At 33.2% G+C, this 12,466-nt stretch carries 9 protein-coding genes, 5 tRNA genes and 2 rRNA genes (1 of these 16 only partly in view); 9 read left to right on the top strand and 7 right to left on the bottom strand.

Annotated features, from left to right (window positions below; translation table 11 throughout):
• The 9 genes from EPU_RS04645 to EPU_RS04605 form a co-directional block, all read left to right on the top strand.
• Positions 1 to 1,693, top strand: a 23S ribosomal RNA gene (locus tag EPU_RS04645) (it extends 1,202 nt beyond the left edge of the window).
• A gap of 78 nt (positions 1,694 to 1,771) precedes the next feature.
• Positions 1,772 to 1,889, top strand: a 5S ribosomal RNA gene (rrf, locus tag EPU_RS04640).
• A 4-nt stretch (positions 1,890 to 1,893) separates the two neighbouring features.
• Positions 1,894 to 1,966, top strand: a tRNA-Val gene (locus tag EPU_RS04635).
• A gap of 54 nt (positions 1,967 to 2,020) precedes the next feature.
• Positions 2,021 to 2,092: transfer RNA gene (locus EPU_RS04630), tRNA-Gln, on the top strand.
• A 6-nt stretch (positions 2,093 to 2,098) separates the two neighbouring features.
• A tRNA-Lys gene (locus EPU_RS04625) sits at positions 2,099 to 2,171 on the top strand.
• A gap of 7 nt (positions 2,172 to 2,178) precedes the next feature.
• Positions 2,179 to 2,260, top strand: a tRNA-Leu gene (locus tag EPU_RS04620).
• Positions 2,261 to 2,280: 20 nt separating this feature from the next.
• Positions 2,281 to 2,351: transfer RNA gene (locus EPU_RS04615), tRNA-Gly, on the top strand.
• A 173-nt stretch (positions 2,352 to 2,524) separates the two neighbouring features.
• Positions 2,525 to 3,892 carry a hypothetical protein gene (locus EPU_RS04610; RefSeq protein WP_010167197.1) on the top strand — a complete coding sequence of 456 codons (1,368 nt, stop codon included), beginning with the start codon at positions 2,525 to 2,527 and terminating at the stop codon, positions 3,890 to 3,892.
• 239 nt (positions 3,893 to 4,131) lie between these two features.
• On the top strand, positions 4,132 to 4,524 hold the full coding sequence (locus EPU_RS04605; protein WP_010167196.1) for a type II toxin-antitoxin system PemK/MazF family toxin: 393 nt from the start codon (positions 4,132 to 4,134) through the stop codon (positions 4,522 to 4,524).
• 47 nt (positions 4,525 to 4,571) lie between these two features.
• On the opposite strand, the gene EPU_RS04600 is transcribed toward EPU_RS04605, so the two are convergent.
• The 7 genes from EPU_RS04600 to EPU_RS04570 all read right to left on the bottom strand — a co-directional run bounded on the left by EPU_RS04600 (position 4,572) and on the right by EPU_RS04570 (position 12,418).
• Positions 4,572 to 4,814, bottom strand: coding sequence for a DUF6514 family protein (locus EPU_RS04600; protein WP_010167195.1), 243 nt, complete (start codon positions 4,812 to 4,814; stop codon positions 4,572 to 4,574).
• Positions 4,815 to 5,031: 217 nt separating this feature from the next.
• The gene (gene hflX, locus EPU_RS04595; RefSeq protein WP_010167194.1) at positions 5,032 to 6,267 is read right to left on the bottom strand and encodes a GTPase HflX; all 1,236 of its coding nucleotides are present in this window, start codon (positions 6,265 to 6,267) and stop codon (positions 5,032 to 5,034) included.
• 20 nt (positions 6,268 to 6,287) lie between these two features.
• Complete coding sequence (gene ligA, locus EPU_RS04590) at positions 6,288 to 8,207, bottom strand: NAD-dependent DNA ligase LigA (RefSeq protein ID WP_010167193.1); 1,920 nt, start codon at positions 8,205 to 8,207, stop codon at positions 6,288 to 6,290.
• Position 8,208: 1 nt separating this feature from the next.
• Entirely contained in the window at positions 8,209 to 10,404 is a 2,196-nt protein-coding gene (locus EPU_RS04585; RefSeq protein ID WP_010167192.1) for an ATP-dependent helicase, read from the bottom strand.
• A 31-nt stretch (positions 10,405 to 10,435) separates the two neighbouring features.
• On the bottom strand, positions 10,436 to 10,702 hold the full coding sequence (locus EPU_RS04580; RefSeq protein ID WP_029488026.1) for a YerC/YecD family TrpR-related protein: 267 nt from the start codon (positions 10,700 to 10,702) through the stop codon (positions 10,436 to 10,438).
• Positions 10,703 to 10,715: 13 nt separating this feature from the next.
• Positions 10,716 to 11,432, bottom strand: a complete 717-nt coding sequence (locus EPU_RS04575; RefSeq protein ID WP_029488025.1) for a phosphatase — start codon at positions 11,430 to 11,432, stop codon at positions 10,716 to 10,718.
• Positions 11,433 to 11,590: 158 nt separating this feature from the next.
• Complete coding sequence (locus tag EPU_RS04570; protein WP_010167188.1) at positions 11,591 to 12,418, bottom strand: tRNA lysidine(34) synthetase; 828 nt, start codon at positions 12,416 to 12,418, stop codon at positions 11,591 to 11,593.
• Positions 12,419 to 12,466 lie beyond the last annotated feature (48 nt).

Raw genomic sequence — 12,466 nt, 5'->3', positions numbered from 1 at the left:
TCAATTTATTGATTGGTAGAGGAGCATCTAAACAGCGATGAAGTAGTATCGAAAGAAGCTATGGAGTGGTTTAGAGAGAGAATGCCGGAATGAGTAGCGAGATATAAGTGAGAATCTTATAGGCCGAATATCTAAGGTTTCCAGGGTAAAGCTGATCTGCCCTGGGTAAGTCGGGACCTAAGGCAAGGACGAAAGTCGTAGTCGATGGACAACTGGTGGAAATTCCAGTACTACCTATAATCAGAACTGCAGGGACGCAGAGAAATAAGAATTGCACGAAATGGGAATGCGTGTGTAAGCAACAAGCGGTCTTCTAGGAAAAACCGGAAGAGCAAAGCAAGTTGTGATACGGACCGAAATTTAAGTAGGGAAGATTCTGAAAGAGCTGCCAAGAAAAGCTGCTATTGCATTATAGGTACCCGTACCGCAAACCGACACAGGTAGATGAGGAGAGAATCCTAAGGCCGACGGGAGAAGTGTTGTTAAGGAACTCGGCAAAATGACCCCGTAACTTAGGGATAAGGGGTGCCAGTAGAAATACTGGCCGCAGAGAATAGGCCCAAGCAACTGTTTAGCAAAAACACAGGTCTCTGCTAAATCGAAAGATGAAGTATAGGGGCTGACGCCTGCCCGGTGCTGGAAGGTTAAGGGGAGAGGTTAGGAGCAATCCGAAGCTTTGAACTTAAGCCCCAGTAAACGGCGGCCGTAACTATAACGGTCCTAAGGTAGCGAAATTCCTTGTCAGGTAAGTTCTGACCCGCACGAAAGGCGTAATGATTTGGGTACTGTCTCGACAGCACGCCCGGTGAAGTTGTAGTACCAGTGAAGATGCTGGTTACCCGCGACAGGACGGAAAGACCCCGTGGAGCTTTACTGTAACTTGATACTGAGGTTGGGTGTTACATGTACAGGATAGGAGGGAGGCNGTGAAGTCAGTACGCCAGTATTGATGGAGCCAACGTTGGGATACCTCTCTTGTAATACTTAACTTCTAACCATARTCCGTTATCCGGATTTGGGACAATGTCAGGTGGACAGTTTGACTGGGGCGGTCGCCTCCGAAAGAGTAACGGAGGCGCTCAAAGGTAACCTCAGAATGGTCGGAAACCATTCGAAGAGTGCAAAGGCATAAGGTTGCTTGACTGTGACATCGACGGATGAAGCAGGTACGAAAGTAGGACTTAGTGATCCGGTGGTATGAAAGTGGGATTGCCATCGCTCAACGGATAAAAGCTACCCCGGGGATAACAGGCTTATCTCCCCCAAGAGTTCACATCGACGGGGAGGTTTGGCACCTCGATGTCGGCTCATCGCATCCTGGAGCTGTAGCAGGTTCCAAGGGTTGGGCTGTTCGCCCATTAAAGCGGTACGCGAGCTGGGTTCAGAACGTCGTGAGACAGTTCGGTCCCTATCCGTCGTGGGCGTAGGAAATTTGAGAGGAGCTGACCTTAGTACGAGAGGACCGGGTTGGACGGACCGCTGGTGCATCTGTTAGACTACCAAGTCTATAGCAGAGTAGCCAAGTCTGGATATGATAAACGCTGAAGGCATCTAAGCGTGAAACAGACCTCAAGATAAGATTTCCCATTCGTAAGAAGTAAGACCCCTTGCAGATTACAAGGTAGATAGGTTGGAGGTGTAAGAATGGTAACATTCGAGCTGACCAATACTAATGGTTCGAGGGTTTGACCTAATTTAAAATGGGTTTTGTATAGTTAATATTTATATAGTTAATAGTATTTGTTTTTGAGTGTTTAATATTTATTTATTTTTTGGTGATGATACGTCTCTTGGAAACACCCGTTCCCATACCGAACACGATGGTTAAGCTTGAGAAGGTCGACAGTACTTAGTTGGAGACGACTAGGGAGGATAGATGGTTGCCAAAATTACGGTCGCTTAGCTCAGCTGGGAGAGCATCTGCCTTACAAGCAGAGGGTCATAGGTTCGAACCCTATAGCGACCATTTGAACTATTATATAAGTAGTTTAAAAGGGTTATTGTTTGTATTTAAACCTGTAGGGTTATCGCCAAGCGGTAAGGCACAGGATTTTGATTCCTGCATTCGAAGGTTCGAATCCTTCTAGCCCTGATTTGCGAGTCACTAGCTCAGTAGGTAGAGCACTTGACTTTTAATCAAGTGGTCCCGGGTTCGAGCCCCGGGTGGCTCATTTRTATGCGGATGTGGCGGAATTGGCAGACGCACTAGACTTAGGATCTAGCGCCGCAGGGTGTAAGGGTTCGACTCCCTTCATCCGCATATTCAATATATTATATTTTGCGGGTGTAGTTCAATGGTAGAACACCAGCCTTCCAAGCTGGTTACGTGGGTTCGATTCCCATCACCCGCTTATTATTAAAAAAAAGACTATTGTATAAATATACAATAGTCTTTTTTTGTTTTAATGAAACTATCTATTACATACGATACGAGATTTTCAAAAAATTAAAAAAAAGTGGAACATAAAAAAAAAATCCGCGTCTGACTAGTATAAAGGCAAATAATAATTAAGGAGAATCTACAATGAAAATAAAAAAATTATTTATTGGATTAACAATCTTATCTCTTGGAACACCAACTTTTGCACAATTACTTCCAAACAATATAACTCCTATCGATGGAGTAATGACATTAGACATAGCTTCAGAAAACACTACACCGGATTTAACTATTAATGTAACACCTACGCCAATATTACCTACATCAGTAGATATTCCAACAAACATACTAACTTCAAAAGATCTAATTACTCAAAATGAAAACATATTTATATCTCTCGATTTTTTAAGAAAAAATTTTGGCATGGAATTACAGTTAATTGACGAAGGACAGATACTTATTCTACCAACAGTTCTTAGCCCACTTATCCCATTCGATCAAATGGAGGTTCATTCTATGAATTTGGATATTAAAATACCTGAAGATGCAATAAAAATCGATCGTGCAACTATTAAAACTATTGATACAGAACTCAAACAAATTACCATTTTACCAGCTGGAAAAGATGATAATTTAGATAATTACATTATATTAAATATCAGTGATCTTACTTCTTTTGCCAATGGTACTAGTCAATTTGAAAATATGCACGAAGGTATGATTGTAGAGGTATATCACTCATCTTCTATGACTAAGTCACGAGTACCGCAAACAGCTGCGTATATTATAAATCCTAGAATAGATGGCACAGTTATGTTACCAGATCCAAACCATGTGATACCTGCCCCAATCGTATATGAATATGATCAAAATGGTAAACTCATATCAAAGTCAACTACAAAGTCTTCACCTGCCCTTATCAATCAACCAACAACTATAATACCTGAAAATGCAGTTAAAATTGATCGTGCAACCATTAAAACTGTCGATACCGAACTTAAACAAATTACTATTTTACCTGTTGGAAAAGATGATAATATAGATAATTACATTGTATTAAATATCAGTGATCTCACTTCTTTTGCCAATGGTATTAGTCAATTTGAAAACATGCACGAAGGTATGATTGTAGAAGTCTATCATTCACCTTCTATGACTAGATCTCGTRTACCACAAGCAGCGGCCTATGCTATCAATCCTCAAACAGATAGTACCATTAATCAAGAAACTGCAGATTTTATAGTTGCTGAAATAATGCCCGCCAGAGAATCAGTAAAAATTACAGAAGTTCTCGAAAATAATAACAATATTAGTATTCGAATTGGTGAAACTCGTAATCAAGAAGAAATCTTTCACATTACACCAGATACTCTTATAACTAAAAATAATAAAACTGTTCCAGCAACAGAACTTAAAGCTGGTCAAATCGTTACTATTACTTATGGTCCTACTATGACTATGTCTCTTCCTCCACAAATGCAAGCTGTTACCATAGCTATCATCTCAAATTAAATTAATTTAATTATATTTTAAAAGCTGTTATATCAWTAWGAATAACAGCTTTTTTATTTGACAAAAATTCTCAAAGGAAGTATACTTATTTTAGTAAATACCCTGTTTTTTTTGTCTCATCTTTTATTTTTAACATACATAATAATCTTTAAGAAGCCGTGATAAAATTTACGACTGATATAGTCCTGACATTTATACAGACAAAAGGGTAAATTTATCTATATAGAAAGGAAAATTATATGTCAGTAAACGAAGTAAATTTAATTGAATTCAAGAGAGGAGATGTATATATTGCTGATCTTGGTCAAGATGTAGTAGGCAGTGAACAAGGTGGAATAAGACCTGTTGTAATTATCCAAAATGACATAGGCAATAAATTTAGTCCAAATATTATTTGTGTTCCTCTAAGTACAAAACCTAGACGTAAAAAACTTCCTACTCATATTTATATTGATAAAATTGATTATGAAGGTATTGATAAAGATAGTATTATATTAGCTGATCAAATGCGTACTATATCCAAACAAAGAATTATTTCTACAACTCCCCTGGCCTCGATTAAATCTGAGAAAATGTTTGAAATTGAAAAATGTATTTCTAATAATCTAGGAATCAAATCTATAATAATGTAAATAAAAGAGGTATAGGGAATAACCCATACCTCTCTACTTTTTTATAATTAGGCGACTATATCATCAATTACATCTTCCAAACCTATAACTGTTACAGTTCCTTGACATATTTTGTTACATAATTGATTAGCAAACATTTTATTTTCTGTAAAATACACTTGAGAGCAAATATATTTTTCATAATCTTCCGCAGCTATTTCTATACCATATGTTAAATTTTTTTCTAATAAATAATATGTGTGCTTCCTACCATCAATTATCTGTTCACCTATCATAACTTTTTCATACATTTCATAATCACCTTATCCTTAGTATTTTTCTATTTCTAAATTGATTATAGCACAAATATTAAAAAAATGACAGAAAAAAATATCGCATAAAATACATGTGTTGTCAAATAATCGACAAAAAATTTATTTGCTGTTAAATTTTATACCAAATCCAGGAATATCAATGCTGTCTTAACTAGTTTAATGTCATTAAATGCGATATTTTTTATCATTTATCCTATTCTAATTCCACTGAAATAAACGGCTTAATTTTATAAATTTTACTAAAATGTAAAAAGCCAGTAATCTTTACACCATTTTCTTGATAATATGTTACTATTTTTTCTCCATATTTATTACAATATGCCACAATATCATTTTTAGTATATGGTACGACTGCTGTAAATTTTTTCATTTCATCATATAAAATTTCTTCAATTTTCAATTGTAATTTATCCAAATTTAATCCTGTTTTAGCTGAAATAGTAAGATTTTCTAATTCTTCTATATAAACTTGTTCATTATCAACTTTATTATAAACTTTTAAAACTGGTATCCCTTCAATTTTCAAATTTTTAAGAGTCTCTTCTACAACCTGTATATGACTTTCATTATGCTCATTTGATGCATCTATTAAATGAATTATTATATCAGAATACCTTACTTCTTCCAAAGTTGAATAAAAAGCTTTTATAAGCTGATGCGGTAATTTTTTAATAAATCCTACTGTGTCTACAAAACGAACTTCTGTTCCCGACGGTAATATTGCTTTTCTAGTAGTAGTATCCAACGTTGCAAATAATTGTTTTTCAACATATATGTCACTTCCTGTAAGAACATTAAGCAGCGTTGATTTCCCTGCGTTTGTATAGCCTACTATTGAAACTACTCTAACTTCTTCTTTTACACGTTTTTTCCTAATGATTTCACGATGACGTTTTACTTCTGCCAATTCTTTTTCTAAGATATCCATTCTTTTTCTAATATTTCGCTTATCTAATTCTAATTTTTTCTCTCCTGGTCCTTTACTTCCTATACCTCCAGCCTGTCTAGACATTGAAATACCTGTTCCTGCCAATCTAGAATACTGATACTTAAGCTGTGCCATCTCAACTTGCAATTTTCCTTCACTAGATGTTGCCCTTTGTGCAAAAATATCTAAAATAACTAATGTTCTGTCCATAACTTTAGTATCTAATATTTCAGATAAATTTTTCATTTGGAGTGGAGATAATTCTGTATCACACACTACTCCAGTAGCTCCAACTTCTTCAATATATAGTTTCAATTCTTCAATTTTACCAGTACCAAGGTAGTGTTTTGCATTAATTTTATCTACTTTTTGAATCAATTCACCAATAACACTCGCACCTGCAGTTTCAACCAGTTCTCTCAACTCTTCTAATCCTTCTGCAATTGCTTTATCACTATCTTCTAATTTTTTTTGTGCTACAAATATAATCACTTGTTCCATTACAACACCTCCATAACTAYTTATAACATTTTAACAAAATCTTCTTCACTTATAATTGGTATTGATAGCTCGTGTGCTTTACTATTTTTTTTAGATGTTGAATTTATTTCGTTATTAATCAAATAACTAGTTTTGCTGCTAATAGATTCACTAACTTTTCCACCACATTGTTCAATTTTTTTCTGTAAAGCTTGCCTATTTTCAAAATAATTTAATTTACCTGTAATCGCAAATATTTTGCCATCTAAAGAACTCGATGAATTAGTTTCCTTTTGTTCAAATTTTATTTCCATCAATAATTTGTCTATTAATTGTTTATTTTCTTCATTATTAAAATATCGATAAATCTCTTTAGCTATCAAAGATCCAATTCCTTCAATATCGTGCAACTCTTCTTCAGATGCTGCACGAATTGCATCTAAATTATCCAYAAAATATTTACATATTAATTTTGCATTTTCTACTCCTACTTGAGGTATTCCTAAGGCTGTCACAAATCTATGCAAAGCTACTTTTCTAGATTTATCAATCGATTTAACTAGCTTTGTATAAGATTTTTCACCAAATCCTCTCATAGAAATAATTTCATCTTTATATTTCTCTATACTATAAATTTCACTTACATCATTAATAGGTAACTTTTCTAATATTGCTTCTGAAAGCCCTTTTATATCCATTGCATTCCTTGATACAAAATGTACTAATTGTTTAAGTTGTTTTTCTAGACAATTCGGATTACCGCAATATAAGGTTTTAGTTTCTTTCTCTTGTTTAATTATAGTATTTCCACCACATTTACTACACACATTTGGAATAGCAACCGGTCCCGTTTGAGATAAATTTTCCAAAATCTGTGGAATAATCATATTTGCCTTATAAACTATTATTCTGTCCCCTAATCCTAATTTTAATTCTTCTACCATAGAAATATTATGAATACTTGCATGTGTTACAGTTGTTCCTTCCAAATCAACAGCTGCAAAAACAGCTACTGGATTTATTTTTCCTGTTCTAGATGTGTTCCATTCTATTGCTTCAAGAATTGTTTCTTTTTGTATATCCTTCCATTTATATGCCATAGAATCCTTAGGGAACTTTGAGGTTACTCCTAATGATTTGCTATATGCTATATCATTAAAAGACAAAACCAATCCATCTGCTTGAAAGTCTTTATTCGTTATATTAGCTGTAAATTTTTCAACCACTGTTTTTAGAGTTTTATCAGTCACTACTTCTGCTTCCACGACAGCAAATCCTTGCTGTTTTAAAAATTTTAACATTTCTTTTTTTGTAACAAAATTTTTATCACATTTCATTACAGCAAAACAAATAAAATCTATGTTTCTTTTTGCTGTTACACTAGAATCGAGTTGCCTTACACTTCCACTACATAAATTTCGCGGATTCTTATATTTGTTATCTTCTACCATATTAATTCTTGCAAAATTAGAGTTTGTGATAATTGCTTCCCCTCTAATGGTCAATTTATCTTTATATTTTATTTTAAGAGGTAGATTCCTAAAAGTTTTTGCGTTTGCTGTTACATCTTCTCCAACTTGGCCATCGCCTCTTGTTACTGCCTCTATTAAATTGCCATTATCATACTTAATTACCACTGTCAACCCATCTAATTTATAAGAGAGTAATCCTTCTTCATTGCCTAAAAAGTTTTGCAATATATCAATTTTTTTTGTCTTATCAAGAGATAATATCGAAGTATCATGGCTCTTTGTTACCAATTCATTACTAACAGTGTGCCCAATTTTTTGAGTCACACTATTTCCATAAATTATACCCAGTTCTTTTTCTAGTTCTTCCAATTCTACAACTAATTTATCATACTCTAAGTTAGACATGATTTCTGTATCTTCTTGCTCATACGCAAAATTTGCCTTGTCTAATAGCGTTACTAATTCTTTCATCCTTGCTAACTTATTCATTTTACACCTTCTGTAATTTGGCAAATTTAGTATTAAGCTTTTTAAATTCTCCAGATTCAAATTTTATAGTTACAAAAATGTCCTCTTTCTTCTTCATTTTCTCGATCACCGTACCTTTACCAAACATACGATGCATTACTATATCTCCTGTCACAAAATCCTCTATTATGGTTGATTCCATTTTTTTATGTGGATTCCAGATTTTGAACTCAATATCCGATTTTTTCGTAGGTTCATAATTATTTTTTTTAGCATATTTTTTTGACGCAAACACTTTATTAATTCTTATTACCTCAGCTGGAAGTTCCGCTATAAATCTCGATGGCTCCACTGCTTTAATTTGTCCATATGTCATTCGTTCTTCAGCTTGTAAAATATATAATTTTTCTCTAGCTCTAGTTATTCCCACATAACAAAGACGTCGCTCTTCTTCCAACTTTGTTTTATCTTCATCAGATGCGCTCATATGGCTCGGAAATAACCCTTCTTCCAACCCTGGCATAAACACCACTGGAAACTCCAAACCTTTTGAACTATGCAGTGTCATTAACACTACAGCATTACTATTTTGGTCATAATTATCCACATCTGCTACCAATGTAATCTCTTCCAAAAAATTATTCAGATTTGCTTCTTCATTCGATTGTACATATGCGGCAGCCTTTGAAACAAATTCTCGAACATTCAAAATCCTATCTGCGGCATCTTCTGGCTCAGTTTCCTTTAAAAAATTATTATAATCTGTTTTTACTATAATAGCTTGCAATAATGCCAGAATATTTTCTTCTTGTGCCAATTCTTTTAATTCTTCTATTAAATTCGCAAAGACTGAAACTTTTTCAGTCGCAGTTTTTCCTAAAATTCCAAATTGTCTAATATTTTTTGCTACTTCATAAAAATTTACTTGATAATCATTTGCTGCTTGCTGAATTTTATCAATACTTGCCGCTCCAATTCCTCGCTTTGGAATATTTATAATTCTTCTAGCCGCAACATCATCTTGTACATTAACTATAATTTTTAAATATGAAACTAAATCTTTTATTTCTTTACGCTCATAAAATCTCACTCCACCCAACATTCTATATGGTATCGAACTTTGTATCATCTTTTCTTCTAAAACTCTTGATTGTGCATTTGTTCTATATAATATTGCAAAGTCTTTATAATCTCTTCTATATTCGCTTAAATCCTTAGATATTTGAGCTGCAATAACATCTGCTTCACGATATTCATTTTTTACAACATATAACTCAATTTGCTCACCTGTTTCATTATCTGTAAAAAGCACCTTAGGTTTTCTATTTTCATTATTTTTAACAACTGCATTTGCAGCTTCTAATATATTTTTTGTAGAACGATAGTTTTGTTCTAATTTTATTATTGTTGTATTCTCAAAATCTTTTTCAAATTCTAGAATATTACTTATATCTGCCCCTCTCCATCCATATATACTTTGATCATCATCACCCACTACACATAAGTTTTTATGTTTGTCAGCAAGCTGCCTTATTAATTCATACTGCACACAATTTGTATCCTGATATTCATCTACCAAAATATATTTAAATTTATTTTGATAAAAACTTAACACATCTGGATGATTATTAAATAAAATACACACATTTACTAATAAGTCATCAAAATCCATTACATTATTTTCGTATAACTTATCTTGATATGCGTCATAAATTTTAGCTATAATATGTTCTCGAAAATTTCCCTCGCTTTCTTTCAGTGCCTGTCTTGGTAAAATAAATTGATTTTTCTTACTACTTATGTGTGAAAAAACTGCTCCTACCTGAAACTCTTTTTCATTTATATTCATTTCTTTCATTACATCTTTTATAGTAATTTTTTGTTCTGCACTATCATAGATCGTAAAATATTTGGTATAGCCTATACTTTCACCAAATCTTCTCAATATTCGTACACACATGGAATGAAATGTGCTAATCCACATATTTTTAAGCACATCTTCTCCCACATCATTAGTCATTCTTTCTCTCATCTCCGCAGCTGCCTTATTGGTAAATGTTATTGCCAATATTTCCCAAGGTTGCACCTGATGGTTTTCAATCAAATTTGCTATTCTTTGAGTTAGCACTCTAGTTTTTCCGGATCCTGCTCCAGCCAGTATTAAAAGCGGGCCGTTCACATGCTGAACAGCCTTTTTTTGCCTATCATTTAAATTCATTTGTTCTCCTTAAATATTTGTAAAATATATTTTATAATAGTGACTCATAACCTTTCGCCCCATCCACGATAGTGCGATTTACTCGACTTATCGTGGTAGTGGAAGCATTTGTAACTTGTTGTATTTCTACATATGTCTTATTTTGTAATAACAATCTTGCAACTTCCAATCTTTGAGCAAATGCATTTAGTTCATTAGGGGTGCATAAATCTTTAAAAAATAAATCACATTCCTCTATAGTTTTAAGTTTCAATATTGCRTTATACAAGTCTTTAATTAGCTTTTTTTCCTTATTCATTTTTACCTCATAATTATTTCTTTAGTTCTAAAAATTCTAGCACCTTATCCGGATATAAATTTAATATTAATTCTTTTGGAAATTGAATTTCCTCTAAAAAAGAAACCGTCTTYTCAAAATTACCCACCTCATAACAAATGTGTGCATCAGTATTTGCTATAATAGGCATATCGAAATCATTACAATAGTGTAGCAGCTCTATCAAACTTTCTCTAACTCCCACTCTTAAACAAGATGCATCTAGTGACGCATTATTCACTTCTAACAATGTATTGGTCATTTTTGACATTCTAGCAAGCTCGTATAAATCTTGTGGATATCGCTGATCTCCAGGATGTCCAATKATATTAAYYAGAGGATTTTGCATGGCTTCTAAAACTGCATATGTCACACTTTTTATATCTGCAAAATTTATACATGGCGGATGTAAGCTTGCTATAGAATAATCTAAGCTTTTTATTATACTATCTGCTAAATCAACCGTACCATTATAATCAATAATGTTTAATTCTACACCACGCAAAACTTTCATCCCATATACTTCTTGCGGAATGACTTTTGCATTTGTAAAATGATATAGATGAGCACCACCTGGCATTGTTGGTGCATGATCTGAGATTCCTAATAGTTCTATTCCATTTTCTTTTGCGAATTTAGCATTTTCATCGAATGTACTGTACGCATGTCCACTTGAAAGCGTATGAGTGTGTAAATCAACTAAAAATTTCATATTAAGCTCCCTTTATAATAATTTAAATTCTTTAGTATATTATCAAAAATATATCATAAAATCAAGTACACACACGTATTATCCATTTAATTTATTGGGGCATTAAGTTGATTTCTTTGAAAGAGTATTCCCCAAAATATGTCATTTATTACATCTGTTTAGTAATTATCTAAAAAAGATTTAACGTTTCCGTTCGTTCTAGTTCCAAGCACTGTATCTAGATTTATATTATGCATACTTTGAAAAATATTTCTATCAATATGAGGATTAATTTTTCTGAAATTTTGAATCAATTTTTTCATTTCTTGTCTCTTCGAATCCACATTATCATTAGCAATTTTCTCAGTCATAAGGCACGCACATTGCAAAAACATCAGTTTATTATAATCCTTAAATGCCAATATATCTTTTTCCTTAACCATATATAGTGGACGTATCAATTCCATTGGCTTAAAATTTAAACTTTTCAATTTTGGCATCATCGTTTTTATTTCGCCACTATATAACATATTCATCAAAGTTGTTTCTATAACATCGTCAAAATGATGCCCTAGTGCAATCTTATTACACCCAAGCTGCTGCGCCTCTTTATACAGATATCCTCGTCTCATTCTTGCACACAAATAACAAGGATTTCCACCTACATCTGCAACTACAGTGAATATCGGACTTTCAAACATCTGAATAGGAATGCCCATCAATTTTGCATTTTCTATTATAAGTTCTCTATTTTGATTTGAATATCCTGGATCCATTACCAAAAATACTAATTCAAAATTGTTACGACCATGACGGAGAAGCTCTTGCATACATTTTGCTAACACGAATGAATCTTTCCCCCCTGAAATACACACAGCAATTTTATCTCCATCTTTTATAAGTTGATACTCATTAATTGCTTTCACAAATTTAGACCAAATTGTTTTTTTATATGTTGTAATCAGACTTCTTTCTATCTGTTGCATTTTTGTAAGTTCTTTTTTCATTTGTAAAATCCTCTTCTTTTTTATATTTTAAACAGTTTATCAAACAGC

The organism is Candidatus Epulonipiscium viviparus, assembly GCF_000171335.1.
In the GTDB taxonomy this organism is placed as follows: Bacteria; Bacillota; Clostridia; order Lachnospirales; family Cellulosilyticaceae; genus Epulonipiscioides; species Epulonipiscioides viviparus.
Note: the sequence above shows the minus strand (reverse complement) of the source record. Positions and strands in the feature narration are given on the sequence as shown.

Coding starts and splice junctions, on each gene's coding strand:
- EPU_RS04570 (WP_010167188.1), bottom strand. CDS start 12,418: ATGAAAAAAGAACTTACAAAAATGCAACAGATAGAAAGAAGTCTGATT.
- EPU_RS04600 (WP_010167195.1), bottom strand. CDS start 4,814: ATGTATGAAAAAGTTATGATAGGTGAACAGATAATTGATGGTAGGAAG.
- EPU_RS04585 (WP_010167192.1), bottom strand. CDS start 10,404: ATGAATTTAAATGATAGGCAAAAAAAGGCTGTTCAGCATGTGAACGGC.
- hflX (WP_010167194.1), bottom strand. CDS start 6,267: ATGGAACAAGTGATTATATTTGTAGCACAAAAAAAATTAGAAGATAGT.
- EPU_RS04605 (WP_010167196.1), top strand. CDS start 4,132: ATGTCAGTAAACGAAGTAAATTTAATTGAATTCAAGAGAGGAGATGTA.